The sequence below is a fragment of the Pedobacter arcticus A12 genome, from assembly GCF_000302595.1.
Lineage (GTDB): Bacteria > Bacteroidota > Bacteroidia > Sphingobacteriales > Sphingobacteriaceae > Pseudopedobacter > Pseudopedobacter arcticus.
In genome coordinates this window covers 764,788-791,754 of record NZ_JH947126.1, presented here as the reverse complement: position 1 = coordinate 791,754, position 26,967 = coordinate 764,788, and the positions used below count along the sequence as shown (strand labels likewise).

Annotated in this window: 19 protein-coding genes; 2 read left to right on the top strand and 17 right to left on the bottom strand. The window is 37.3% G+C overall.

What is annotated here, in order from left to right; all coding sequences use genetic code 11:
- Nucleotides 1–3 precede the first annotated feature (3 nt).
- The 12 genes from B176_RS19415 to B176_RS0110410 form a co-directional block, all read right to left on the bottom strand.
- A complete protein-coding gene (locus B176_RS19415) occupies nt 4–2,118 on the bottom strand; it encodes a polysaccharide lyase family 8 super-sandwich domain-containing protein (RefSeq protein WP_017258760.1) in 2,115 nt (704 codons plus the stop codon).
- A gap of 21 nt (nt 2,119–2,139) precedes the next feature.
- Entirely contained in the window at nt 2,140–4,458 is a 2,319-nt protein-coding gene (locus tag B176_RS0110460) for a GH92 family glycosyl hydrolase (RefSeq protein WP_017258759.1), read from the bottom strand.
- A gap of 39 nt (nt 4,459–4,497) precedes the next feature.
- Complete coding sequence (locus B176_RS0110455) at nt 4,498–5,964, bottom strand: glycoside hydrolase family 28 protein (RefSeq protein WP_017258758.1); 1,467 nt, start codon at nt 5,962–5,964, stop codon at nt 4,498–4,500.
- Between the two features lie 16 nt (nt 5,965–5,980).
- On the bottom strand, nt 5,981–8,848 hold the full coding sequence (locus B176_RS0110450; protein ID WP_017258757.1) for a glycosyl hydrolase: 2,868 nt from the start codon (nt 8,846–8,848) through the stop codon (nt 5,981–5,983).
- 5 nt (nt 8,849–8,853) lie between these two features.
- Nucleotides 8,854–9,690, bottom strand: a complete 837-nt coding sequence (locus tag B176_RS0110445) for a sugar phosphate isomerase/epimerase family protein (RefSeq protein WP_017258756.1) — start codon at nt 9,688–9,690, stop codon at nt 8,854–8,856.
- A gap of 4 nt (nt 9,691–9,694) precedes the next feature.
- The gene (locus B176_RS0110440) at nt 9,695–10,510 is read right to left on the bottom strand and encodes a phytanoyl-CoA dioxygenase family protein (RefSeq protein ID WP_017258755.1); all 816 of its coding nucleotides are present in this window, start codon (nt 10,508–10,510) and stop codon (nt 9,695–9,697) included.
- A gap of 53 nt (nt 10,511–10,563) precedes the next feature.
- Nucleotides 10,564–11,325, bottom strand: a complete 762-nt coding sequence (locus B176_RS0110435; RefSeq protein WP_017258754.1) for a 6-phosphogluconolactonase — start codon at nt 11,323–11,325, stop codon at nt 10,564–10,566.
- Between the two features lie 11 nt (nt 11,326–11,336).
- Nucleotides 11,337–12,533 (bottom strand): N-acetylglucosamine-6-phosphate deacetylase, encoded by a 1,197-nt coding sequence (gene nagA, locus B176_RS0110430; protein WP_017258753.1) that lies wholly within the window; start codon nt 12,531–12,533, stop codon nt 11,337–11,339.
- A gap of 65 nt (nt 12,534–12,598) precedes the next feature.
- Nucleotides 12,599–13,246 carry a carbohydrate-binding family 9-like protein gene (locus tag B176_RS0110425; RefSeq protein ID WP_017258752.1) on the bottom strand — a complete coding sequence of 216 codons (648 nt, stop codon included), beginning with the start codon at nt 13,244–13,246 and terminating at the stop codon, nt 12,599–12,601.
- A 252-nt stretch (nt 13,247–13,498) separates the two neighbouring features.
- Complete coding sequence (locus B176_RS0110420; RefSeq protein WP_017258751.1) at nt 13,499–14,920, bottom strand: RagB/SusD family nutrient uptake outer membrane protein; 1,422 nt, start codon at nt 14,918–14,920, stop codon at nt 13,499–13,501.
- 11 nt (nt 14,921–14,931) lie between these two features.
- Nucleotides 14,932–18,144 carry a SusC/RagA family TonB-linked outer membrane protein gene (locus B176_RS19410; protein ID WP_017258750.1) on the bottom strand — a complete coding sequence of 1,071 codons (3,213 nt, stop codon included), beginning with the start codon at nt 18,142–18,144 and terminating at the stop codon, nt 14,932–14,934.
- 220 nt (nt 18,145–18,364) lie between these two features.
- Nucleotides 18,365–19,720: a sugar MFS transporter gene (locus tag B176_RS0110410; protein WP_017258749.1), complete on the bottom strand. Its 1,356-nt coding sequence runs from the start codon at nt 19,718–19,720 to the stop codon at nt 18,365–18,367.
- 414 nt (nt 19,721–20,134) lie between these two features.
- On the opposite strand from B176_RS0110410, the gene B176_RS0110405 reads away from it, so the two are divergent.
- Complete coding sequence (locus B176_RS0110405; protein WP_017258748.1) at nt 20,135–22,015, top strand: mechanosensitive ion channel family protein; 1,881 nt, start codon at nt 20,135–20,137, stop codon at nt 22,013–22,015.
- Between the two features lie 36 nt (nt 22,016–22,051).
- A complete protein-coding gene (locus tag B176_RS19405; protein WP_017258747.1) occupies nt 22,052–22,558 on the top strand; it encodes a hypothetical protein in 507 nt (168 codons plus the stop codon).
- Between the two features lie 5 nt (nt 22,559–22,563).
- Here the strand turns inward: B176_RS19405 and B176_RS0110395 are convergent, their stop codons facing one another.
- The 5 genes from B176_RS0110395 to B176_RS0110375 all read right to left on the bottom strand — a co-directional run bounded on the left by B176_RS0110395 (nt 22,564) and on the right by B176_RS0110375 (nt 26,935).
- Nucleotides 22,564–23,844, bottom strand: coding sequence for a bifunctional folylpolyglutamate synthase/dihydrofolate synthase (locus B176_RS0110395; RefSeq protein ID WP_017258746.1), 1,281 nt, complete (start codon nt 23,842–23,844; stop codon nt 22,564–22,566).
- Nucleotides 23,845–23,949: 105 nt separating this feature from the next.
- Nucleotides 23,950–24,780, bottom strand: coding sequence for a hypothetical protein (locus tag B176_RS0110390; protein ID WP_017258745.1), 831 nt, complete (start codon nt 24,778–24,780; stop codon nt 23,950–23,952).
- On the bottom strand, nt 24,777–25,175 hold the full coding sequence (locus B176_RS0110385) for an ExbD/TolR family protein (RefSeq protein ID WP_017258744.1): 399 nt from the start codon (nt 25,173–25,175) through the stop codon (nt 24,777–24,779). The genes B176_RS0110390 and B176_RS0110385 overlap by 4 nt, the downstream gene beginning before the upstream one ends.
- Complete coding sequence (locus B176_RS0110380) at nt 25,172–25,870, bottom strand: MotA/TolQ/ExbB proton channel family protein (protein ID WP_017258743.1); 699 nt, start codon at nt 25,868–25,870, stop codon at nt 25,172–25,174. The genes B176_RS0110385 and B176_RS0110380 overlap by 4 nt, the downstream gene beginning before the upstream one ends.
- 3 nt (nt 25,871–25,873) lie before the next feature.
- Nucleotides 25,874–26,935, bottom strand: coding sequence for an HU domain-containing protein (locus B176_RS0110375; RefSeq protein ID WP_017258742.1), 1,062 nt, complete (start codon nt 26,933–26,935; stop codon nt 25,874–25,876).
- Between the last annotated feature and the right edge of the window lie 32 nt (nt 26,936–26,967).

The window sequence follows — 26,967 nt, the reverse complement described above, 5'->3', positions numbered from 1 at the left end:
AATTTAATTCAGTTTGATACTTACCGTAGCTCCTTTTTGATTGCCTTGTGGTAAAGTTACCGATATCGGTTCCGTTACTTTGAGCATTTCAGAGCTGAAAGTTAGCTTTAAATCTGTTAATGTTTGCGTAGGATCTGCAATATATATGGTTGGTTGCTCAGAATCAATGTCTTTGATTAATAATACACAAGCTTGATCTACGGAAATAGCTATTTTCTGATTTTGTAATTTACCCGCTTGGTAAAATACAATCTGCATCATGTTTAGGTTCTCGTTTTTTACAGCCTGCATGGTTTCATCATTCGCTAATATTTGCACTGCACTCTTCGGCTGGTTTTGCATATCTTTTTCGCTTACGCCGGGTTTCACGATATAAGCATAAGATTGCTTAACAGGATCTGTACCGTGGTTAAACCAGAGCTTAAATACATCTCCTTTTACTGCATCCGTTGATCTGTTGGTGTTTATTTTAGCCCAACTACCTTTTTGTGTCTGTTTGCTTAGCTCCACGTTTCCTTGGCTTGGGAAATAATAACCAATGCTATCATGCCATACCCATTGTAAATTATTGGTAGATAGTTTTTTATTGACGGTGCTTAATTTGCCGTTTGCAAAAGCTTTTACCGCACCTTTTGCCCATGCCTGATTTACCGTTGTGGTAATGGATTCTTTAGCAAAACTATTGATATCTGCGCCAAGGCATACCACTTCATCATCAAAGAAAAACCACGCTTTTTTTGCCCTAACCTCATTGTAGTTTAGTTGATAAACAGAAGCTCCATAAACGCCGTCAGAAACTCCCCCAACAAAAGGACTTAAGCCTCTTTCTCCCCATTCGATGGTCATTTTTTGATCAACTGGATAATCTCGGCTAGTAATTCCCGGAATTTTATCCCATTCCCAAATGGGCATAATGTTGAAATACTCTGAACCACTTCTTTGAATATTTGTAGAGCCGTCTGGTAAAAACTTAGCTAACAGGTTTTCATTGTTTCCTTGTTCGGCCCTAATGGTACGTTTAGAAACCGACCTTACGTTGAACGAATAAGCTGGTCGTAAGTGTAGCGTATAATCGCCTTTCCAAAAGTGCGTGTGTAAGGGTTCTATTTTAAACGATGGAGCTTGTTTCTCCGAAATGCGCTGTTGCGCTTCTTCTAGTTTTTCTGTGTTTTTCTGGCTAACTTTTTTTGCTAATGTGAGCAAAGCATGACCGTTTTTTTGTTCGCTGATATTTTTTTTGTCTAAAACATCATTCCGCGAAATTCCTCGGCCTTCAGTATTAAAATCGATATATCTGCCTCTAATTGTTTTCAAAAACGTATCAACAAGATAGTGGTCCAGTATTTTTACTTTTTCTGCGGATAGGGCATAGGAAGTACCCAATAACCAAGAAGCAACTTTGTATTCGCCGTTTAAAAAAACCTGTCCGTAACTGGCTATCTGTAACTGTGGGCCATGCTGTAAATAAGAATAATCGCTTTGTAAACCTTGCTTATTAGCTAAAGTAATGGGTAAAAATGCTTGGTGAACGGCAGAATCCATTAAAGCCTTATCTCTGGTTACACAAGCTCGGTAAATCATGTGTATGGCGATGTCTAATTTGTTGGCGCCAACTGCTTTTACCACATTTCCTTGGCTCATCTGTGTCAATAAGGAATCTTGCAGAGTTTTTGGGAGAATGTTTGTGTTTTTTAAAAGCATCAATATTTCGCCAATATTAGTAGGCGACGCAATTTCGCCTTGGAACCAGTTGGTGCTGGTTGGATCAACTTTTAACCAGTAACGTAAGGCATTAACCGTTTGATCGGCTAATTGAACGTTTTCAATATTTTCATTTAGCGCTACTGCAAACTGCTTAATTCGGTTTAAATGGATGAGCGGAGCCCAACCAGTGCCAGCCGTGGATGAATAATCAATAGTTGACCAGCTTCCGTTAGCCTTTAAAGAGGTACTATTTGTTTTTACATCCTGATCAAGTTTTGCGGTGTTAATTTCCTCTTTTAGGTATTGAGTTATTCTAGTCTCAATGGTTTGAAATTCATCCTGACTGTAGCCCACAATGCTTATCAGGCATAGCGAAGCTAGGGCAACATAAAATTTGTACAAAAACTTGTTCATTTAGTTTGAAAAATAGTAACCTCAATTATATAGCTTTTTATTGGGTAAGCTTGACATTATAAAGGTTAATTTACCTCCAGCTGTTATTTCGCTGTGGCTGATGTAAGAACGATTTAATGATTTTCCGTTTAGTAGTACTGCTTTCACGTAAACGTTTTTAGGCGATTGGTTTTTAGCTTCTACAATAAATTGCTTTCCGTTTTCGAGGTTAAGTTTAGCGTTTAGCACTGATGGACTGCCTAAATCATATCGGTCAGAAGCTGGTGCTATCGGATAAAAACCCAATGATGACATCATGTACCAAGCGCTCATCTGTCCGCAATCATCATTTCCACCCAAGCCATCAGGGCCGTTGTGGTATTGCTTTTCTAAAATCATGCGTACCGTTTTTTGTGTTTTCCAAGGTTGCGAAGTGTAGTTGTACAAATACGCAACATGATGTGCGGGTTCGTTTCCGTGTACATAATTCCCAATGATGCCTTCTCTGGTTATATCCTCTGTATGGGCAAAAAATGCATCGGGCAAATCCATGGTAAACAATGAATCTAAATGAGGAATAAATTTTTTATCACCGCCCATTACTTTGATCATTTCGCTTGGGTTTTGCGGAACGTACAGACTATAATTCCATGCGTTACCTTCAATAAAACCTTGCCCTTCTGTTTCTAAAACATCAAAATCTTTTCTGAATGTACCATCAGATAAACGGGGACGCATAAAACCGATAGATGCATCATAAACATTTCGCCAGTTTTCTGAACGTTTGATAAAGGTATCGTAAACCTTGGTGTTTCCAATTTTCTTTGCCAATTGCGCAATACACCAATCATCATAAGCGTATTCTAAAGTGTTAGATACGGCTGTTCGGTTTTTATCAAACGGAACATATCCTTTGTCAATATAATCGCCAATGCCTTCGTAATTGCGCTGGTTGGCGGTAGTTACGCAAGCTTCCAAAGCTTTATTTACATCGCCAGTGAAATTGCCTTTAATAATAGCATCTGCAATTACAGATACGCTATGGTAGCCACTCATGCACCAAGTATCATTTGCCGAGTTAGACCAAACCGGTAGCATAGGCAAGGGACTTTGATCAAAATGGGCCAGCATGGATTTCACCATGTCACTATTTCTTTTTGGTTGTATAATGTTAAAAAGTGGATGTAGGGTTCTGTAGGTATCCCATAAAGAAAATGTAGTGTAATTGGTGAAATCTTTTGCTTGGTGTACTTGCTGGTCAAGCCCTTTATAGTCGCCATTGGTATCCATATAAACGGTTGGGCTTAAAAAAGCGTGGTACATGGCCGTGTAAAAATTGATAGCCTCTTCTGGTTTTTTGGTTTGCACTTCGATACGCTGTAATTCTTTGTTCCAAGCTTGCTGACCTTGTTGCTTAACGCGGTCAAAATCCCAACCCGGTATTTCGGCTTGCGTATTCATCAAAGCATTATCACTACTCACAGGCGATATGGCAAATTTGATTTTGATTTTTTCTGCATCTTCTGTATCAAAATTAAAATGCATTCTAAGCTGTTTTGTTGCCAGTTGCGAGAAGTTTTTGGTTTGATCGATTTTTGCCCAAAAACCTTTGTAAACTTCTTTTGGAGTGAAATCTTTAGCACCGTAAGATTTAAATGGTTTAGAAAAAGACATGGCAAAATATACGGTACGCTGTTTTGCCCATCCGCTTGTTTGCCTGTAACCAACAACCAAAGAATCATTCACAACCTTAACAAAGGTCCAAACGTTTTTATTGTCGTAGTTGTAAATGCCATGCATTAAATCTAAAATAATATTGGCTTCCTTTGATTTTGGGAAGGTATATTGGTGAAAACCTACTCTTGTAGAAGTAGTTAATTCTGCCAAAATATTATCATCATCTAATTTTACTTTGTAGTAATTTGCTTCAGAAACCTCATTTGCATGGCTATATCTTGAACGGTAACCATTCTCTGGATTGTTAGCCGTTCCCGGATTAAGCTGAACCTTGCCTACCGTTGGCATAATTAAAAAGTCGCCCAAGTCTGAGTGACCTGTACCGCTGTAATGGGTATGACTAAAGCCTACAATTGTTGGGTCATCGTACTGATAGCCAGCGCAGTATTTATACATATCTTTATTGTACTTTCCGTTTTCTTCGTAAGAAAGCGTATCCGTATCTGGGCTTAACTGTACCGAACCAAAAGGTACGGTAGCGCCCGGAAAAGTATGTCCCATTTTTTGGGTACCAATAATAGGTTTGATGTATTTATATAATTCGGTTTTATTTTGAGCATTTACAAAATAAGCCGTTTGCCCTATTAAAGCGGTAATCAATAAACATTTACTGAGCTGTTTCATTACGATAGATTTTTAAATTGTAGGCTTTAGCTATTGAATTTAATCAACCTTAATGTTGGTCGATTTTTGTGTGTACAATAGTTTTTTCTGATCTATTTGTTTAAAAGTTACTTTTTTCAATTGCGCACCGTGTACATCGTCCATTATAATTGGCAATCTGTAATCTTTCTTTTCTGCAGTTAAATGGATATTAGAAAAATTGATGTTTTTCGCATGTCTAACATAAATTCCCCAAGCAGGTATTTCTTTAAACTGAGAAAACTCTGGGTATTGTGCTGGTTGTTCTGGGATGCTATCCAATTTATCTAAAGGAACATAAGCAATAAATTTACTTCCACGACCAGGGTAGGAAACCTCAAAATTTGTGAAAGTTACATCGTTAATGTATTGGCCAGGTAAACCAGCAATAATGATAGGGGAGATATTTCTCGGCATGTCCTCAATTGGTCCTTCGTAATCATAACCTGCATCGGCTTTTTCAAAAGGCACATCTGCTACCACGTTTTTAATGGAAATCCGGTCCATCGTTGATTTTTTACCAGCAACTCTTTCTCCTAATCTTAGGTAAATAACGTTTCCAGTATTGATGCTCTTTAAACCATCGATAACGATATCTTCTAAAAAGCCACCATCAACACTCTGTAAAGCAATGGCCGAGCGGTAAGTGTTGTAAACCGTATTATTAATGGCTTTGATGTTTCTGAAACCACCTTTACCAGCAGTACCCAGTTTTATACCGTTTGCGCTGGTACGCACAATGTTGTTTTCGATGAGGATGTTGTTGCAATAGTAACCTTCCGTATGTGATTTTAAGCAAATGCCATCATCTGCCGCATCAATATTGTTGTTGGTAATTACTACGTTGTCGCAATCTACAATATCAATTCCATCGCTATTCCAAAAGGCAACGTTGTTTACCGTAATACCATCAATAACCATGTTTTTACAACGTTCATAGGTTTGTAACCAACAAGCCGAGTTTTGTAAAATAAGATCTTTAATAGTTACGTTGGTACAGTTGTAAAAATAAATAATCATTGGTCTAATGGATTCTCGGGTACGGTCGTATTTTAGAATATCTTCAATCAAACCGTCATTTGCATAAGCAATGGAGTTATTGGCCAAAGCTCTTCCTTGTCCGTCAATCATTCCCTTACCGGTGATACCTACGTTTTCTAAATCGCGGGCATGGATAAGCGCAGTTTGTCCAATTCTATCGTAATCAAAGGGGTTGGTTGAACCTAATAAAACCGCACCTTCTTCTAATTGTAAGGTTACGTTAGATTTAAGATGAATAGAGCCAGTTAAATATCTTCCAACGTGGAAAACCAATCTACCACCGCCATTTTTATGGATATAATCTATGGCAAATTGAATAGAACGAGTATTTAACGTAGTTCCGTCATGTTTGATATGGAAAAAAGATGCTTTATAATCTTTCGCAGATACAGCTACTGACTGTATCAAGATTAATAACATTAAAATCATTTTCTTTTGATGCTTCATGTTCGTTGTGTTTAGTTTAAAATAAATAGATTGGGCCTAATAAACCCATAGATTGAAGTGGTTGTGCTTTTCTTTTGTTATTCGACCAATATTGCGCTGTTTCGTTTTCTGTTAAGGATTTCATGTAATTCAGCATAACGGTAGTCACCTTAATCTCGATGGTGTTTTCGCCGGTTTTTAACAACTTTTCAATGTTGTAGGCTCTTCTGCCGTACCAAGTAGTGCCTAAGTTTTTACCGTTGATGATGAGCTCTGCAATGCCCCAAACCTTACCTAAATCCAGATAATGGGTGCTTGCTGGCATAGCTGTGTTTAAAGTGGTTTTATAAGAAACCGTTCCGGAAAAATCAATAAGCTCTGGTAAATCTTTTAAATCTACAAGTTGGCTCATTTCTTTGCTTTTCACCGAACCGTTCATGTGTTTAAAATCTACTTTCCAAGTTTTTGCTAAAGGTTTTGTATTTGCTACCACCTCTGGAATGGGTTTCCATATTTCTCCGATTTTATCGTTGTTAAAAACGATAATTCGTGAATCAGCCGGATATAGTTTAATATTTAGCGATCCGTTTTTAAGGTCTAATTTGAATTTGGTTCCGCGGGCTGCATCCCAAATCCAAGCTTGTTTTTTAGCGCTAATCTCTGATAGAAAAGTTACATCTAAATCAATGGTTTTATGAGCGCTTGCATTGTTGAACAAAAAGATTTCCGAATCTTTAGTTTGGTACCTCACCTGCGTTACAAAAGTGTTTGGTTTTGCAATTTTTACATAAGGGGTAATGCTGTATTTTGTTTGGATAGCCTTGTACCAATCGTTAAAATTGACCTCTGGCTTTTCTAATAAAATGAATTGTTTTGGAAAGGTTTTTAGTTTACTGATCCAGTTTTTTACTTCTACATCTTTTTGTTGATGATTAAACCAACCTAAAGATTGTTCTGGAAATGATTCGATACAGAATATCCTACCGCCATTTTTTACAAAATCGTAAAGTTTTTTTGCTGTTTTTGGTTCTATACTTTTAACTGCAATTAAAAACAGGGTATGGTATTTTCTGGAACCATAAGTCATCCAACCTTTTTTGAACTGCATATCAGCAATTACCTGTTCCGATACATAATCACAGGCGTTTCCGTTCTGGTGGATAGATTCCCAAATCAGACTTTGGTAGGGTGGCGTAACCCGTGATGGAAAAGGTTCCATTTGTGCACCAACGGTTGACCACATGTCGCCCGTAGGAGCTAAAATCGCAATATCTGCAAACATGGTGGCTTGCTGTAATAGTGCCGACTGCCTGGCCCGATAATCCGTATAGTTGTTAAAATACGGCCACATGGTATTCTGCTCATTAAAGTATCCACCGTAGGTTATCCAACCTGGAAAAGCCGCCGCTGGTGGAGAGTAATTAAAGCCGTGAAAAATGGGATGAGTTACACCAGAAATGGTACTTTGATCACCTGCTATTTTAAAGATTTCTAATGACTCGTTAAATACCATGTCGGTATTTGTCAATTCTTCTGAACTGATGAGTTTTTTGTCTTTTAAATGTGCTGCAGACGAAACATATTTGTTGATCATCGTATTTCCACGACCTAAATGCCATGGATATTTGGTAAAATCAGCTTCGGATATTTCTTCGCCAACGCCATATTTTAACCAAGTTTCGCATTCTGGTATATCTACCTCAAAACTGCCTTCCAATGGAAACCAACCTCTACCGTAACTTTGCGCTCTTGATTTTATTTTGTTTTTTGTACACCATTGGGTGTAAGTTTTTACAAAACGTTCTCTAAAGAGTTCGGCCTTGGTATATTCAAAATCATACCGCATCCGGTCCAGCTTTTCTTGCATTTCTGGACCAAAATTTACCGTATAATTTAAATCAACGGTATTGCCCATTCTGCCAGTTTTAAACAAAATAAAGGGTAGGTAAGGATACAAATCGTAGCCTCGTCTTTTCTCAAATTCCGCCATCATATCGCTGGTCCAATTTGCTCCCTCCATCTCCAAACTATCCACAAAAAACGAACGGATATCTGGTGCAAGTGGTCCAATTCTGTTTTGAATAGTATCGCTTATTTTGTTTAAATATTTACTGACTGCCTTTTCGTTATAGTGGTTAAGTACAGGGCCTCTTCCGCCTGGTGCACCTTGTATCACACGCATAAAGCCATCAATTTTTACAAGGGCATATATGGCAAATTTTCCTTTTGGCAAGTCGACTTTTAACACATCATCCTTCACTTGCTCTTTTAAATTGATAGCTTGGTCAAGGTTTATTAAAGGATCTGGAACTAGTTTTAGTTCTAAAATTTCCATTTTACGCCCGGTATAAGGGCTTAAGGTTGCGGGGTCTGCTTCTTTTAAAAGATCAAAAACGGAGAATTCTGTTTTTATTGGTCCTTCCAGTTTTTTGATAGCAACTACAACCACTTGCGCTCTTTCTTCACCCTCTAAAAACTCGGCACCAAAAGGAAAGCCTGTGCCCGCTAAAAGATCGCAGGTCATGTCTAGTTTTTTGGCTTCCGCCAAGGTGAATTTTAAAAGGTCAATCCATTCATCACTTAACCATTCAACAGAAGCAATGCCCATATCGTCTGTATTGGACGGAAAAGAAATTGGGTTGATTTCTACACCGCCGATACCTGCGTCTTTCAATAATTTAAGTTCGCGGGCCAATTCAGATTTTTCAATTTTATTGCCGTTCCACCACCATCTCACAAACGGACGATAATTGCTTCCCGGGTTTTTAAAAAGCTGGTACAAATCATCGTCGCCATCTTTTATCAACGTTGCTACAATTGATTTAGAGAAAGCGTTGCTGTTTAGCGTGAATAGGCCAGCAGCAGATAAAATAGCACTTTGCTGTAAAAATGATTTTCTTTTCATAGTTTTTATTGTGCGTACCGATCTCCTAAAAAATCTTTCATCCATAAATTTACTCGCCACTGTTCGTCTCTTAAAGAGGATGTTCTGTTACCTTTTGTTAAATAGGGGGTAGGTCCAAATTCTGGTGTAATGGTAATAGGCGTATTGGTTTTTCTCATTCGAGCAACCCATTTATCCCAAATTTGAAGATGAGCTTCTAAAGCTTCAGCATATTCTGGTAAAGCAGGATCCCAAACTTGCGGACCTTGCGTATGTCCAACACGGGCGTGAATATGCTTTGCATGTGCTATAGCTTTGTTTACGGCAGGTTGTTGGTCTTCTAAATAGCTTTCGGAAACGCAAAACCAGTGAGAAACATCCAATGTTAGTTTCAGATTTGTGTGTTTATCTAGCACAGGAGCTACAGTATGCGCCGCAAATGACCATTTGTTTCTGTGGGTTTCCTGATAAATAGGCGTTTTAAATTCAAGTTCCAGCTGATCACAAATAGCTAAACACTGTTTAATTTGAGGATAGTCGAAAAACTCTCTACCAGTTTGCGCACTTACAAAAATCGGCGATTTATACTCATCTCTAATTGTTAACAATCTACGTAGATCTTGCTTGAGGTTTTCTAGATATTGCTCAAAGGTATGGTAAGGTTTTGTTACCGCCATTACTATCGCATAATCTAAATCATAGTATTCTAATAAACCTAATACCTCTTTATAATCGGTTTTTTCTGCAAACGGAAACCACTCAATGCCAGCATAGTTTGCTTTTTTTACTTGCTTTAAAAAAGTATCCCAAGAAATGGTCTCAAATCCCCAACGCGGGCAAAAGAATTTCACTGCGAAGCTCATATTTTTATGCTTTATAAATTAAAGGATTTTGTTCCTCGTTGTTTAATAAATCCCCAACTTTTATTGTTTTCAAATAGGCATCTGGTAATATGTTAGGTTCGCCGTTGAAAACATTTCCGTCTGGCATGTAAGCACAGGTCATAGCTCTTCTGTTTCCACAGCTCATGTTTGCGCCGGCACCATGTATGGTTAAGCCATTATGGAAAGAACAACTACCAGCTTTCATATTTGCAGAAACCGATGCCACTTGCGCAAATTGAGGATAAGCTTCAAAGATACCATCCATGTTTTTCCCTATTCCTTTATTTTCGAAAGTGGTTTCTTTAAATGAGGCGGGGATGAAATATAGACACCCGTTTTCTAAAGTGGCATCATCTAGTGCTACCCAAATAGATAATGCTCTTCTATCAGAAAAAGACCAAAACGGCGTGTCTAAATGCCACGAAGTTGGGTTTGCCCATGGTTTTTTAAACAGTGCTTGGTCATGCCATATTCTAATGCCATCTGCGCCAGAAAGCTGTGCTGCCATTTTACCAATCCTTTCATCAAGCATAATGTCTTTCACCTTATCGTTGGTTTGCCATAGATTAAGGAGCTGATCAAAAACTTTAGAAAAGTATTCTGAATCTTTGTTAATGCCATCATCCATCCCTACTACGGCATCTTTTCCTGGCATTTTTAGTCCTTTTCTTTCTGCTATAGCTTCCGTAACTGCTTCACGCCATTTCGCCAATTCTTCTGGAGAGAGGAAATCTTCAATGACAATAAATCCATTGGTCTGGAAAAATTGTATCTGTTCTGTAGTTAGTTCACATTTCATTTCTTGAGCTTATTTTGGGTTATTGGAATATGGTTTTTTATGCTGTTTAGAATCTATAAAGTGATTTTTGTACTGCTTTGATCATCTAAGAATAGGGTGGCATTTGGATGATTTCTTAAATGTGTTGAAGGAAACTTATCACTTACACCTTCGACTAAGGTGTGGTACACTGCCTGTGCTTTTTTATCAGTTGGTACGGTACAAACAGCATACGGTGCTTTTAGTAGTGCAGGCAAAGTAAGTGTAAGTGCATGTGTAGGTACTTGGTTAATATTACTGAAACAACCATCGTTTACCTGTTGGTTGCGGCATTGTTCGTCTAAATCAACTCGTTTAACTAAAAAAGGATCGTTCAAATCTGCTACATGAGGATCGTTAAATGCCAGATGGGTGTTTTCTCCGATACCTAAGCATACAATATCTGTTGGAAACTGGGTTAATAAGTCGCTGTAGCGTACACATTCTGTTTTATAGTCTGTGGCGTTTCCGTTGATGTAATTAACGCTGTTAAAAGGTACTTTGGTAAATAAATGCGCTTTTAAAAAGTTCCCAAAACCTTGTGGTGCATCTGCATCTAGGTTTAAATACTCATCCATGTGGAAGGCATTTATCTTATTCCAAGCAACATTTTTTTGAACCAATGCGCTGAAGAAATCATTTTGAGATGGCGCTGCGCCAAAAATGATATTTACAAATTCTTGCTTGCTTAAAAGTTCGTTTATTTTTTCGCTAACCACGGTAGCCACAGCTTCGCCCATCAAAGTTCTATTTTCAAAAACTTTTACCGTTAAATTGTCTTTTTTAAATTCTTTCATTTTAATGTTATTTACCCAAAATCTTGGGATACGTAAACTGTTTTTCCGTTGATTATTGTAGTTTTTATATTGATGTTCTCATCAAAAATCAATACATCTGCATCTTTACCTGCCGTTAAAGTCCCTTTTGTACTTTCAATGCCCATTATTGTAGCCGGCGTTTTAGATAACATTCTTACGGCTTCTACCAAAGGTATATCGGCCATTTGAACCATCGTTCTTACCAGCCTGTCTGTGGTGGCAACGCTGCCGGCGAAAGATGATCTATCGGCCATTTTAGCCACACCATTCTCTACAATAACTTTAAATCCGGTTTCTTTATGTCCAAGTACACTATCGCCTTCGGGCATTCCGGCCGCCCGCATAGCATCGGTAATTAGCGCAATACGATCGGCACCCTTAATTTTATAAGTCATTTTTAATAAGGGCGGAGGAACATGAATGCCGTCGCCAATAATTTCTACATCCATCACATCGATGATAAATGCGCTCTCAATTACACCTGCAAAACGGTAAGTATTACGCCTAGAGATTGTAGACATTGCCGAAAAAAGGTGAGTTGCTAAAGTGTACCCATTTTCAACGGCTTCTAAAACTTCCTCATAAATGGCATCGGTATGTGCAATAGCGGCAACAATTCCGTGAGTTCTCAGGTATTTACCCAGTTCAATGGCGCCCGGTAATTCGGGGGCAACGCTCCAGCGTTTTATAATACCTTTACCGTAGGCAATTACCTCTTTGTATTCTTCCACATCGGGGTTTCTGATATACTTAGGGTCTTGGGCACCGCTCTGGCTAAGGGCAAAATATGGGCCTTCAAGGTGTAAACCAATAAATTGAGCGCCGTTTGTATTTTTAGATTGTACGCTTTTGTACAAATCAATTGATTTTAATAAGTCTTCTTTTGAACAGGTAAGCGTGGTTGGCGACATTGCAGTAGTGCCGTAAGTTGCGTGGATTTCTGCAATACCTAAGTAAGCTTCTTCGGTTGCGTCCATAAAATCATGCCCGCCACCACCGTGGATATGGATATCAATAAAACCAGGAGAAACATAATTTCCTTTGGCATCGATTATTTCGTAATCTGTAGTTTCAACATCAACCTCGCTAACAAGTTCTATTTTTTCGCCATTGATCAATAGCACACCGTTATTTATTATGCGGTAGGGGGTGATGATACGGCCGTTAATTATCTTAATCTTTTTCATGTTTGGCTTTTTACAATTGCTAATTGTATTTTAAACTTGTTGTTTCAGTTTTTGAGGTTAGTTGTTTAATTAAAATGGAGTGATCCAAAAAATGCTGGTAAATGAAAATCAGGAGCTTCAGCATCAATTTTATTCCACGCGTAAAAGTGTTTTTGGGGCAAATCATCTCCACATTTAAAAAAGTTTCCGAAGCAGGTTTGTTGGTGTAGCGTTTTTAAAGAGCTATACTCGAATGCCTCGATTGGAATTGTTAAACTGATTTGCCATAAATATTTTGTAAGGCTGTTAGCAGGTGAGGTTCTAATTTCTATATGTGTTTTAATTCTATTTATAGCTTCTTCTGTTAAGGATATTCTATTAGCTCGTTTTTCTCCATAAGCCATTCGGATAATTCCGACGCAGTTGACTTCTAGGTTGTAGTATCCTTTTTCGGAGCCAAAAGACACAAAAAACTCTACACAGTTGTCTTTATTAACAGGTCCGTTTGTTTCATAAGTATTTACTTTAATTACGTCTTCGGCAACTTCATATTTTAAAAAAATGGCCTTACCGTTATGCGCAATGCTAAAGCTGGTTTGGCAGTTTATTTCATGGTTACCCCAAGGTTGATAATCGATATTGTTTTTTGGAAAAGTAGCTAGTAAGGATGCCACCTCTTCCACATTGGAATTAGTATTCACTTCATCTGTTAAAGGAATAAGTAATGTTTTCATTAGGTAAGCGTGTGAGTGAGCTTTGATTTTTGTTTACTATTTAAATTTTGAGATATCCCCGTCTGTTGTTTTTTACTTTTTTATTTGACTGAGATTGTGATTGATGGCTAACCAAAAATTGAGGGCTAATCATTCAATTCAATAAGATGATTTATTTTTGATTTTTAATAAAGAAGTAATTTGCACACTCGCTTTATTAAGAGAAAGCCATTTCAATATGATCTGGCTTTCTCTGTAATCTTTTTTTAGGCTCTAAAAACCAGGGTTATTTGGTAATAAATTTGGATTTAGGGTAGTTTCTGCCAAAGGTATTGGGAATAATAAATACTTATCAGCAACTGTTCTGTTAAATGCAACTTGTTGTCTTGCTTGGTATCTTCCTAATCTTAACAGATCAAAACGTCTGTGGCCTTCTAAGCTCAGTTCCCAAGCTCTTTCTTGTACTAAAGCGTCAATAAATGCGTCTTTGCTCCCAAGAGCAGCTAGCGTTAACGGTAAAGGAAGAAGTCCAGCTCGTAATCTTACCGCGTTGATACCAGCAAGTTTGTTAGGATCAGCTTCGTTTATTTCATTTAAAGCTTCAGATTGCAACAATAAAATATCGGCATATCTAGTGATCAAAACATTGTTTCTTGCGTTATTAGTTTGTCTTAATGGATCTGCAAATTTAGAGTAATAAGCATACTGGTCACTTGGTGCTACTTTCTTCATTGTTAAGTCTTTCCTTATATCTCCAGGTAAAAACGACTGTTCGAAAGATTTTTCAACAACAAAAGATGCGGTGCCTGTTAAACTACTAGGTAAGTTCATCCGTACAACAATATTTCCAACACTTGGAGGTAAGTCAAACTGAACAGAAAAGATATGCTCTTTGTTGTTCTCTTTGTTAACATCAAATACATCTGCGTAAGGAACCAAGCCATATACACCGCCCGAGTTAATTACTTTATTAGCTGCGGTTAATGAATTTGTATAATCACTGGCTTCCTTTGCAGTTGTTGTTGCTTTAGTTAAATAAACTTTTGCCAGCAATGCAGATGCTGCACCAGTTGATACTCTACCTTTTGCAGCTGCAGGAATTAGATTTTCTGCAAGACAATTGGCTTCCGCATATTTTAAATCTTCGATAATTTTTGCATAAATTTCTGCAATTGGAGTTCTACTTGGTTTTAAGCTACTTAAATCTGTTGTTGGACTTAAGATTAATGGAACACTCCCAAAACTTCTTACCAAATCAAAATAACCCATAGCTCTTAAAAAGGTAGCGTTACCAACAATGTTGTTCCGCTTGGCAACATCCATTTGGATATTAGGTACATTTTTAATGATATCATTAGCTCTATTAATTAATAGGTAAGAGCTATTCCACCAATTGCCAATTTCGCCGTTATTCTCGTCAAAAGTTTGGTTATACAAATTGTCACGATCAGCTAACGTTGCGTTTACTCTCAACAAATCTCCGCTTAATTCAGTAACCAACCAACTTGTTCTTCCGAAATAGGTTTGAGGTTGAAGAGCTCCAAAAGCACCGTTTAGTGCCGCGTTAGCGTCTCCTTCTGTTTTATAAAAATTGGCATTACCAATAAAGTCATAAGGTTTCTCTTCTAAAAACTTTTCACAAGAGATCATGGTTATGGACATCAGTCCGGCCATTGCTACAATATATTTTTTCATGTGTTTACTATTTAAAATCCAACTTTTAGACCTACAATAAATGTTCTCACGTTTGGATACGCATTATAATCTGTATTCAAACTTAAGTTGCTAGAACCGAAAGAATTAACTTCTGGGTCAAAGCCTGTGTAATCAGTAAAAGTATATAGGTTCTGTGCTGTAAAGTAAATGCTTGACGATTTTACAGTTTTCATCATTGATTTTAAAACCGGGATCTTATAAGATAAGGAAACTGTTTTTATCCTCAAGAAACTTGCATCTTCTACAACTTCACTGGTTACTCCAGTAGTTCTTCTCACAGTACTGTTTACTTTTGGAAGCGTATTGCTTGTGCCTGGACCACTCCAGCTATTTGTTACACTTTTCAGTTTATTTGTATTCGTTATACCTGACTCAATTTCGTATCTGTTTAGGTTAAGCACATTTACGCCTTGCACTCCTTGAAGAAATACATTTAAATTAAATCCTTTGAAGCTGAAATTGTTGGTTAAACCGTAGATAAAATCTGGCTGTGCTTTTCCAATAATTGTTCTATCTGCAGCATTGATGGTTTTATCATCATTTGTATCGTTATAGCGTGGGTCTCCTGGTTTTACAGCATTAGTAATTTGACTATCTGTAATTTCTTGTTGAGTTTGCCAAATACCTAGGAAGGTATAACCATAAAAAGACCCGATTGGCTCGCCAATACGTAACACGTTACTACCTGGGTTTGCGCCAGGGAAAACACTAGTACTCAAATCTCCAACAAAACGCTGATATTCTCCATTTAAATTGGTGACTTTGTTTTTGTTAAAAGAGATGTTAGCATTTGTGCTCCATTGGAAGTCTTTACCGTTAAAGTTAACCGTACTTAAACCAAGTTCTATACCTTTATTTTCTACACTACCGGCATTTATTAACGTTGTTGAATAACCTGTACTTCTAGGGATAGATACCTCTAATAGCAAATCGCTGGTTTTTTTCTGATAATAATCTAAAGTTAAGTTTACACGGTTTTGAAAAAACGCAGCATCTAATCCTATATCTAAAGAAGCGGTAGATTCCCAAGATAAATCTTGATTAGATATATTATCGGCAGCAATACCAGTTAACCTTGTAGCTCCAGCAGTGTATCTTTTATCAGAATACCTACCTAATGAAGAGTAAGGGTTAATTTCCTGGTTTCCGGTGATACCATAACTTGTACGTAATTTTAAATCGCTGATGAAGCTGATGTCTTTCATGAAATCTTCTTCAATAACTCTCCATGCAACCGCAGCAGAAGGGAAATAACCCCACTTGTTGTTAGCTCCAAAAACAGAAGATCCATCTGCTCTCATGGTGAAAGTAAATAAATACTTTTCCATTAAGCTATAGTTTGCTCTTCCAAAATAAGAAGCTAAACTTTTTCTAGATCTTGCTGACGAAGGGGTTTGAAGGGTAGAACCGATACCAATATTGTCGGAACCTAAGATATTTGTAAAGAAACCTCTATTAGACGTGTCGAAATTGGTGTTATCAAATTGCTGAACAGATAAACCTGCTAATAAGGTAAGTACATGATCTTTACTAAATGTCTTATCGTAGGTTAAAAAATTCTCATTGATCCAGCTGTATCTGTTTCCGGCAGCTCTAGTAGCAGTTCCCTGTCCCGACGCTAAGAAAAGATCAGTTGGTAAATAGAAGTCACGTGTGTTGTAAGCTAAATCAACACCACCATTCACTCTTAATTTCAAGCCTTTTATAAATTCATACTCGCCAAAAGCATTCATTAAACTTCTTAGCGTTGCGAATTTATTGTTTACTCTTTGTGCGTAAGCAACGGGGTTACCTATATTGTTATCTGCATAAGGAGCTGGGCCGTTTTGAAAAGTGTATTGACCTGTAACGGGGTCAATAACTGGTATTGCCGGATTAGATCTTAAGGCATCTAAAATCACACTACCTGCACTACCGCCAGGAGTATTTACCAAAGCTCTGTCTTCATCAGTACGAGAAGTTTGGGTATTAAATCCCATTTTAATCTTGTTACTGATTTTTTTATCTAAGCTATACCTTACGGTTGCTCTTTTAAAACCAGAGTTAAGTACTACACCCTCTTGGTTCATGTAATTAAGGCTTAAGCTCTGTTGCGTATCGGTATTTCCGCCCGAAATGCTCAGCTGATAATTACTAATTGGTGCTGAGCGTAAAAGTGCATCTTGCCAATCTGTTCCAGTGCCCAAAGCTGCAATTTGGGCAGTTGTATAAGCTGGCGCTGTTGTACTGCCTGTTTCTGCATTATTCAACCTAACTACCTCATTTAAATATGTTGCATATTCGGTAGCATTCATCATGTCGTAAGTTTTACTTACTCCCTGTACACCATGATAAGCCTCAAAATTGATGTTTGTTTGTCCAGCTTTTCCTTTTTTTGTGGTTACAATAACAACTCCATTTGCACCTCTACTACCATAAATAGCTGTAGCAGATGCATCTTTTAAAACATCGATAGACTCAATGTCGTTTGGGTTGATTGAGTTAAGATCTCCAGCACCTGGGAAACCATCTATTACAAATAACGGTTCGTTACCAGCAGTAATGGAGTTTGTTCCTCTAATACGGATAGAAACATTTCCACCGGGTTCTGAGTTAGTCTGAGTTACTTGTACACCACTCATCCTTCCTTGTAAAATTTGATCAGCTCTGGTAACAGGTACGTTTTCTATATCTTTCATAGATACTGACCCAACAGCTCCGGTTACGTCTCTCTTCTTCTGAGTGCCATAACCTACAACCACTACTTCATCAATTTTGTATTTATCAAAATCCATTGCCATGGTAACATTAATTACAGACTTATTGCTGATATTAATGCTTTGAGAAATGTATCCTACATAAGTGAATACCAATGTAGACCCCTCTGGTGCAGTGATTTGGAAGTCTCCAGACATATTAGTTCCAGCACTGGTTTTGCTGCCCTTAACCGTAACAGAAACACCTTGAAGTGCACCGCCACCGTCGCCAGTTACTTTTCCTTTAATTACTACATCCTTAGCTAAAAAAGTTTTACTAGCTGTAATACTAAAACCTGAGTTAACCTCAATACTGTTGGTTTTTGTTGCTTTGACAAATTTCTCTGTAGCAGCATCTACATTAGACGAAAACATTAATACAGAAGCACATAATAGGGTGTGCTTTGGATTAATAGCCCGGTAAAAGCTCAAAAAAGAAGATGTACTTTGTGATAGTTTTTTTTTCATTCTTTTGCGTTTAAAATTTTTAATGATTTGCAGGAATTGTTAATTCCTGAGTTAACATTTAAAGAGTGGATAAAAGATGCCCTAGGCTTTTTTATCTTTCTGGTAATTTTAAGTTTTTTTAGAATTCATGTAATCGTTAGTTTTTAGTTTGTAATGGTTATGTTGGTTATTCTTAATTTTCCTCCCGTTTATTAATGTGTTTCGCTATTGAGTTACATTGTCAGTTTTTGACTTTTAATGTTGGTAGCCAATTTTTAATTAAATGACCATAAAAGGCGTAAAAAATTAAATACAGGTAGCATGGAAACAAAATCCAATAGGCGGTTCTTACATCATATAGGTCAGCAACGTATCCGTAAATCAGCGGGAAAATTGCACTTCCACAAAGTGCCATGATGAGCATAGAAGCACCAACTTTTGTAAATCGGCCTAAATTATTGAGTGCCAATGGCCATATGCCGGCCCATACCAATGAATTAGCTAAGCCAAGCGCCACGATAAACCAGATAGAAATATCAATGCGATGTCCTAAAATGGTGTAGTCGCCGTGTATATAGATAATGCAGAGCGTAAGCGCCAGGCCTAAAAGGGTACATATTCTTAATATGTTAACCTGAGAGATGTATTTAGGCATTAATACGATACCTAAGCCATAACCCATAATTGTTGCGAACAATGCATACGATGGGAAAACTTTAGCTTCCATAATGGGCATGCCCATGCTATTTGCGTAACCTATAACTGTATCAATCGCGATTACCTGGGTGCCCACATGAAAAAATATGGCTAGCACACCTAATACTAAGTAGGGGAATTGGAAAGCATTTTTCTTATCAAGATTTAAAGTAGATAGCTCTTCTGTTTCTTGCTCGGTATCAATTTCAGGCAGGGGCGAAAAACGCACCAATGAGCCAAGGATAGTCAGAACCACCCCTAATACTCCATAAGGAACAATTACACGTCTAATCAGTTCGTCTAAAACACCGCTCCGCTCAATCTCAGTCATCAAGGGCAGTTGCTTTAACATTTCGTTATCGCTGACTTTAAAAATAACTGATGCAAATATTAGAGGTGCCAAAATACCTGCTCCCTTATTACAGATACCCATGAAACTAATGCGTTTGGCGGCTTTTTCTGGCGCACCTAGAATTGTGATATAGGGATTAGCTGCAGTTTGTAGTATGGCCAAGCCAGAACCAATAGTAAATAAGCCTATTAAAAATATCTCATAAGTTCTGGTTAAGGCTGCCGGTATAAAAATAAATACCCCAACTGCCATTAGCCACAAACCGTACATAATCCCTTTTTTAAAACCCACTTTTTTTAGTAAGTAGGATGAAGGAAATGATACCACGAAATAGGAAATGTAAAAAGCGAAGGCAACTAAGTATGATTGAAAGTTAGTTAGCTCACAAGCTATTTTAAAATAGGGGATGAGGATGGCATTGATCCAGGTGATGAAACCAAATACAAAAAACAGCCCACCCAAGATAAACATGGAGATTGTTGTTTCTCTAGAACTAAGCGAATTTACGTGTACTGAGTTGATTTGTGCTTTGTTTTTGTCTTTTAGCATACCTATGAATATATGTGTTTAATGTAAATAGAAATGCTTCGTGAGCGTACACGTAAATAAGTTGAAATTGTATCTGTAGCTTTCTTAAGTGGCATTAAAGGTTGTTAAGTAATAAGGTTATAACTAGGTCTTTTATTTCACGTCTTGACCGTGAGCGTACACGAATATATGAATTTTTCATTCAAAACAATTTTTTTTGTGATTATTTTTTTATCAGTGCAATACACTTGATCAAAATTGGGAGCAATAGCTGTCGCGTTGTTGAATGGCGTTAGCCTACTTTGTTTTGAGAATAGATTATAATGGTGAAAAGTTATTTTATAGGTTTAAAAATTGATTAATTTAAAGAAGGCGTTTTTGGTTTGGTCAAATACACAAAGCTTTGATTATATTTAATTTTTCAATGGTTAGCTTATGAATAGGTACTTAAAAGGCATTTTCTTATACATCTTTGTTTTTTCTGCTTCAGTAGCCTTAGCGCAACAAAAGGCACAAGAGACAGATTCTTTACATAATGACTCTATTCATGTTACTGAGAGTATTTTAATACGGCAGCAACAACAGGGGCATTTAGATTCTTTACTGAAACTTCAAATACAGGAGGAGTTGAAAGGTGTGGTAGGCAATCAGGCAAAAACAGAAGAGCTAAGAGCAAGGCTTATAGCTATTAATAAGGCCGATTCTGTAAGACGCTTACAGCAGAAGAAAAAAATTGATGAATTAAAAAAGGATAATAAGGGCTACCCAGTGGTTTTGCTTAATGATACTTTGTTTAATGTTTTTGTACGGGTAGGCTCTTTTAAGGCTAAAGACCGGGCAGAATCTATTTCAAAAAAAATAGAAACCCTTTATCAGGATCCGTTTTTTAAAGCTGATTCGTTAAAAGTACTTCAGAACGAAGAAAGCGTTGATATCATTTATAATAAAGAGCTGGTTGTAATGTCTATCAGTGATTTAGATGCGCTTTGGTTTGATAAAACACCTTTAATAGTGGCCACGGAATACCTAAACACAATTAAAAGCCAAATCGTTTTAAAGAAAAAGGAAAACAGTGTTATCAATTGGGTTAAGAAGATTGCAATTGCTTTGGCCATAATTTTAGGGCTGACTTTATTAATTAGTATCGTCAATAAACTATTTAAAAAAGGAGAGAATTATTTCGAAATTAAGAACCAACAGCTTTTTGAGTTTTTGACCAGTAAGCAAATCAAAATCTTTTCGCCAGACCAAATCAAGTCGTTTATTTTAAAAGCTTATAATACGGTGCGCATTTTGGTGGTGATTTTGATAATCTACCTCTCTCTGCCCTTACTGTTTAGTATTTTTCCACAAACAAAAAACTTAACCGGCCAGCTTATTCAATGGATTTTAACGCCATTATTTACTTCTTTAAATGCTATCGTTGGTTTTTTACCAAATCTAATTACCATCATTGTTATCTATTTTATATTTAAATATGCTATTAAAGCCCTTCGATACTTTGTGGTAGAGATTAGTAGAGGCAATATTCAGATTTCCGGTTTTCATCAGGATTGGGCCAATCCAACTTTTAATATTTTAAAAGTTGTACTCTATGCTTTTATGTTAGTAATCATCTGGCCGTATTTGCCAGGTTCAGATTCTGCAGCTTTTCAGGGGGTTTCCGTTTTTTTGGGTATTCTTATTTCTTTAGGATCATCAAGCGCCATTACCAATATGGTAGCAGGTTTGGTAATAACTTACATGCGCCCATTTAAAATAGGGGATAGGGTTAAAATAGGCGAACATGTTGGAGATGTTGTAGAGAAAACCATGCTAGTAACTCGAATAAAAACCATTAAAAACGAGGATATTACCGTTCCTAATTCGGCAGTGCTTTCGGGCAGTACCATTAATTATTCGGCAAATTGTAACAAAGAGGCATCACCCGGTTTAATTGTTCATACCACCATTACCATTGGTTATGATGTACCTTGGAAAACACTTTATGAAGTTTTGATTAAAGCAGCACTGAAAACAGATTTGGTAGAACAAACACCTAGTCCATTTGTATTGCAAACAGGTTTAGAAGATTTTTACGTTGCTTATCAGATTAATGCCTATACTAAACATGCCAGCAAACAAGCGCTCATTTATTCAAGCCTTCATCAAAACATACAAGATGCATGTAACGAGGCTGGTATTGAGATTATGTCGCCACATTACAGAGCAGCGAGGGATGGAAGCACTACCACAATACCAGAAAGCTATTTGCCTAAAGATTATCAGGCGCCACCTTTCAATGTGAAAATACAGGGGCAAGGCAAAACTGATTAGCGGTTCGGTTTTTGTCATAAATTTGGAAAATAGAAAATGGAAGCAGCAAAGAAAAGAATCGATTACAGGTGGATAATTATCCTGATTTTATTGGTGGTTGGTGTAGGTACGTATTTTTACCAGCAATATCGCTTAGGGCAGGTTAAGAAGTATTTAATTATAGAGGCCGATTCTGCCTTGGTAAATCAAAATAGAGCGATGTTGAAAATGAGCGCCAAACCTTTAGTTTGGGCAGTTAGAAGTGAGATGCTGCGAAATAACTTAGATGAGATCAACGTTTTTAATACCGATTTGGTGAAAGAAAAAAACGTAATGGAAGTAACCTTGTTAAATGCTGTTGGGAAGATTATAAATTCTACTGATAAAAAACTAGAAGGAACTATGGCACAAGATGTATACATGAGCTATTTAAAAACAGATAGTGTAGAAGTACTTACTTTAAGCGATTCAACAGCTAGACTGGTTGCGCCGGTAATGGGTTATCAAAGTAAATTGGGTGTGATAATTCTAAACTACCGAATAGCGAGGCTTAAGCATAATTAAGAAGCTTAAACTACTTCTGCAACTACAAATGTGCTTCCGCCCACAAATATTAAATCATCACGTTGGGCATCGGCTTTAGCTTTTGATAAGGCCGTATCAATATCAGGAAAAGCTTCTCCGTTTAAACCAAATTGAGAAGCTTCTTTTTTTAATTCCTCTGTAGATTTTGCTCTTTCAATTTTTGGCGAACAGAAATAATAGATAGCATTTTTTGGTAAAAGCTCCAATATTTTAGAAATTTCCTTGTCCTTTACCATTCCAATAACAATCCGCAACTGTTTATGCGAGGTTAAAGATATATTATACAGTACTTCTTTGATACCGTCTTCATTATGGCCTGTATCACAAATAACCAAAGGGTTTTCTTGTAAGGTTTGCCATCTTCCCATTAAGCCGGTAAGGTTTTTTACTTCGCTTAAAGCGGAGATCAACGTGTTATTGGAAATATCAAAACCTTGTCTTTTAAGCGCCTGAACTGCTGATAGTACGGTTTTTACATTTTTAACCTGGTAAGTGCCGGTTAAATCTAATTTTAGGTCGAAACTATCTTCTTTACCATGAACGGTGATTTCTCTTTTTCCATCAATTAGCTCACTATCATCATAACACCACTCATTGCTGGCAAAAGTTAGGGACGAGTTGTTTTCCTTCGCTTTGTTTTCAAACACCATCGCTATTTCTGGCTGATGTTCTCCTACAATTACAGGTGTTGCTGGTTTAATAATACCAGCTTTTTCGCCAGCAATCTCTGTTAAAGTATTTCCTAGCAAATTCATATGGTCGAAACCGATATTGGTAATTACAGAAAGTAGTGGTGAAATAACATTGGTGGAGTCTAGTCTTCCGCCTAAACCAACCTCTATTACTGCAATATCAACTTTATGTTTGGCAAAATGCTCAAAAGCCATTGCTACTGTTGCTTCAAAAAACGATGGTGAAAGTGCTTCAATAAAGTCTTGGTTTGATTTCACAAAGTCGGTTACTTCGTTTTCAGAAATCATCTCGCCGTTAATTTTAATGCGCTCCCTAAAATCTTTTAAATGTGGCGAAGTATATAAGCCAGTTTTATAACCTGCTTTTTGCAGAATAGCTGCTAACATGTGCGATGTTGAACCTTTTCCGTTAGTACCGGCAATATGTATAGTTTTAAACTTTTTTTCTGGATTTTTTAGATGTTTGCAGAATGCAATGGTATTGTCTAAATCCGCTTTGTATGCAATCGCACCAACTCTTGTAAACATGGGAAGTTTAGCGTAAAGGTAATCAAGCGTTTGGTGGTAATTCATTTTGGGAAATGATTTAATTTTGAATAGATGAGAAAATCTTTAATGAGAGCAAGAATATTTGCGGACAGCGGACTTCCGACTTAGCCACTCTGCACATCCAAAACCTTATTTCACTTTAAAGTTAAAAACGATTGTTCCGTTTTGATTCTCTGGAGCTTTGTCTAAAGTGTTAAACCGAGAACCCAAAGCGGCTTTCTCACATTTCTCTACAAGAGATGGGGTCGTTAATGAACTACCTCTTCCAGGGCCAGTTGCACTTATTACAATGCCGTTTCTATCTACAACAATATCGATAACGATAAAGCCTCGTTGTTGACCTGAATCATCGATAGCAGGACGACTAACAAACCTCCGACTTTTCAAATCTAAAGCAACACCGCCATTTCCAGAACCGGTACCATCATAATTACTTGCTAAAGGATCGCCCTCAGGCTTTCCTTGGTTACCTGCAACATTTCCTGTTCCATCGCCAGTTCCCGTTCCTTTATTTTTATTGCCTTTATAAAGGGCGTTTTGATTAATTACAGGAGTTGCCGGTTTGTCTTCCGTTTTTTGAGTGGGAGCAGTCTTTGTAGTGTTAGTTTTGGTGTTTAAACTCACAGCATCAGAGTTGTCATCCGTTACAATATTATTGTCTGTGTTGGCCGAATTTGTGTTTTGAGTAACCGTTTCATCTGGGGTAATTTTATCAGGAGCTTTGCCATTTGCATTTGGGTCAACAGAAGGTTCTTCAACACTCATGTAATCATTGCCCATACCTTCGTCAGAAGTTCCGTAGTTTACAATAATACCACCGATACCAACTTCTTCTGGCGCTTGCGCCTTACTCACAATATAAAAGATGCTCAACAATAAAAAAACCACCAATAAGCCAACAGAAATAGCGATAGCTTTCGGGTAATTATTGTCGGGAGTGTTCTTTAATATGGATATCATTTTTGTGGCTCAGTGGCTAGCACCAGTTTAATTTTAAGCTTATTTGCAATATCTGTAAGGCTTACTACATTTTGTATCGCAATGCTGTTATCCGCATAAAGTATAACGGTTAAATCGGGATTCGCTTGTTGAAAAGTTGCTATTTTTTGCTCTAATCCTGCAAAAGGAACTTGCTCTTTTTCTACAAAATATTGTAAATCTTTGGTGATAGATACGTTGATTGTTTTTTGTGGCGAAGCTTGTCCAGAGCTAGAGCGGGGCAAAAATAATTTTACCACATTTGGATTTACCACTGCGGATGCCAAAAGGAAAAACAGCAATAAAAAAAACATAATATCGTTCAACGCAGAAGTATGAACTTCTACGTGTGGTCTTTGTCTTTTTCTTAGATTCATCGGCCTGGCTCTTCTAATAAATCAATAAATTCGATAGAATCTGTTTCCATTTTTAATACCACTTTATCAACCATTGCCACTAAAATATTGTACAAAACGTAAGCAATGATACCGATGATTAATCCGGTGGCAGAAGAAATCATTTTCACGTATAATCCACCAGAAATGGTTCCAATTTCAATCACGCCTTTTACAGATACATCATGAAAAATAGTAATTACCCCAATAATTGTTCCCACGAAACCTAACATAGGAGCAATACCAGCAATAACACCTAAAATCCCTAAGTTTTTCTCCAGTTTGGAAACCTCCAAACGACCAATGTTTTCGATAGCGCCTTCAATATCTTTAATAGGGCGACCAATTCTTAACAAACCTTTTTGTAACATACGCCCAAGTGGGGTGTTGCTACTTTTACAAATCGCTATTGCCGAATCTAAATTACCTGTTTTGATACTTGAACGTACCTGCATTGTTAATTGCGATTCGTCTCTATTTGCTTTTCTAATGGTTAAGTAACGTTCAAAGAAAATAACTAAGCCTAATAATGCCAAAATTGCCAGCGGTATCATTACCCAGCCACCTTTTGTTAGCAATTCAAATAAACTTAATTCTTGGTTGGGGCTAGCTTGTAATGCAGAAACAGCGTTTGTTGCGGTGTCTGTTAATGGTTGTAGGGTGTCTTGTAAAAACATATTTTATTTTAATATTTTAATCGCTTTTTTAAATGCTTCTGGGTTTAACTCTTCTCTTACTCTTGCTTCTTCTTTTATTGCATCGGCCTCATTGTATAATGTTGCACAACTAATCTTAATCATTGGTCCGTCTGCGTCCTCCACAATGTGTGCATCAATTCCATTTGCCTTTAACTGGCTCACTCTTTTAACGGCATCTTCGCGTCTTGTGTATAATCCGATAATAATTTCGTACTTAATATCTCCTTTTTTCGGCAAAAACTTAGGTTTTACCGAAACATTGGTAGAATCTTTAACTTTTTCAACCTCAAAACCTTCTGCTTTGAGTTTTGATTCAATATCATCACCATGGTAAATCGAATCTGCTTTTTGTAACGCGATGGCGCCCGAACTTTCCTTTTGTGGCTCGACCGGCGCTATTGGCGTAGCACTGGGCTTTGAGATAGTGTAATTCTGAATCTGCGTAACTAATTTCTTATAAATATCTGGCTTTGCAAAGTATAAAGCAATTACGCCAGCTAATATTACTACCGCAATAATACCCATTGTAATGGCAACAACGCCTCGGCGTGGCTCTTGTTCAAAAAGTTCATCTGGTATTGAGGTGTTTAACGCTTGTTGCGCCAAACTATAGGTCTCGGTTTCTACGCCAACTAATTTAGCCGATAAGGTGTCAACCGCCGGTAAACCAAAAAATGCTTTGTTTAGGTTTGTTTCTGTTTCTGATGTTAGGCTAATTTGCCCGCCGTTATCTTTTAAAATACCAATGCCTTTCAGGTTAACCTCGTTATTTTTGAGTGCAAGTTTTATTTCTCTGATATATTCGTCTAAAATTGCATAGGCGGCAGTCAATGAAGTTTCTTTGCGCTGACTGATGAGGTGCACCAACTTATCGTCATGCATGTAATCAGCAGTATAAACAACTTCTCCACTTGGCGGAAAGTATGTTTTAGTAGCGTCGTCATAATAGCCGGGCTTGCGTTTTTTTAAAAACTTGCCCAAACCAGGTACGGTAACCTGATCTTTGTCTGTTATAAGTTCTACTAAATAGTTTGAAATCTCCATCAATTTGTAAAAGTAGTTTTTTTAAGTGTAGT

Excerpts from the sequence above, each read along its gene's own strand:
- B176_RS19415 (WP_017258760.1), bottom strand. The coding sequence starts at position 2,118 with ATGAACAAGTTTTTGTACAAATTTTATGTTGCCCTAGCTTCGCTATGC.
- B176_RS0110460 (WP_017258759.1), bottom strand. The coding sequence starts at position 4,458 with ATGAAACAGCTCAGTAAATGTTTATTGATTACCGCTTTAATAGGGCAA.
- B176_RS0110455 (WP_017258758.1), bottom strand. The coding sequence starts at position 5,964 with ATGAAGCATCAAAAGAAAATGATTTTAATGTTATTAATCTTGATACAG.
- B176_RS0110450 (WP_017258757.1), bottom strand. The coding sequence starts at position 8,848 with ATGAAAAGAAAATCATTTTTACAGCAAAGTGCTATTTTATCTGCTGCT.
- B176_RS0110445 (WP_017258756.1), bottom strand. The coding sequence starts at position 9,690 with ATGAGCTTCGCAGTGAAATTCTTTTGCCCGCGTTGGGGATTTGAGACC.
- B176_RS0110440 (WP_017258755.1), bottom strand. The coding sequence starts at position 10,510 with ATGAAATGTGAACTAACTACAGAACAGATACAATTTTTCCAGACCAAT.
- B176_RS0110435 (WP_017258754.1), bottom strand. The coding sequence starts at position 11,325 with ATGAAAGAATTTAAAAAAGACAATTTAACGGTAAAAGTTTTTGAAAAT.
- nagA (WP_017258753.1), bottom strand. The coding sequence starts at position 12,533 with ATGAAAAAGATTAAGATAATTAACGGCCGTATCATCACCCCCTACCGC.
- B176_RS0110425 (WP_017258752.1), bottom strand. The coding sequence starts at position 13,246 with ATGAAAACATTACTTATTCCTTTAACAGATGAAGTGAATACTAATTCC.
- B176_RS0110420 (WP_017258751.1), bottom strand. The coding sequence starts at position 14,920 with ATGAAAAAATATATTGTAGCAATGGCCGGACTGATGTCCATAACCATG.
- B176_RS19410 (WP_017258750.1), bottom strand. The coding sequence starts at position 18,144 with ATGAAAAAAAAACTATCACAAAGTACATCTTCTTTTTTGAGCTTTTAC.
- B176_RS0110410 (WP_017258749.1), bottom strand. The coding sequence starts at position 19,720 with ATGCTAAAAGACAAAAACAAAGCACAAATCAACTCAGTACACGTAAAT.
- B176_RS0110405 (WP_017258748.1), top strand. The coding sequence starts at position 20,135 with ATGAATAGGTACTTAAAAGGCATTTTCTTATACATCTTTGTTTTTTCT.
- B176_RS19405 (WP_017258747.1), top strand. The coding sequence starts at position 22,052 with ATGGAAGCAGCAAAGAAAAGAATCGATTACAGGTGGATAATTATCCTG.
- B176_RS0110395 (WP_017258746.1), bottom strand. The coding sequence starts at position 23,844 with ATGAATTACCACCAAACGCTTGATTACCTTTACGCTAAACTTCCCATG.
- B176_RS0110390 (WP_017258745.1), bottom strand. The coding sequence starts at position 24,780 with ATGATATCCATATTAAAGAACACTCCCGACAATAATTACCCGAAAGCT.
- B176_RS0110385 (WP_017258744.1), bottom strand. The coding sequence starts at position 25,175 with ATGAATCTAAGAAAAAGACAAAGACCACACGTAGAAGTTCATACTTCT.
- B176_RS0110380 (WP_017258743.1), bottom strand. The coding sequence starts at position 25,870 with ATGTTTTTACAAGACACCCTACAACCATTAACAGACACCGCAACAAAC.
- B176_RS0110375 (WP_017258742.1), bottom strand. The coding sequence starts at position 26,935 with ATGGAGATTTCAAACTATTTAGTAGAACTTATAACAGACAAAGATCAG.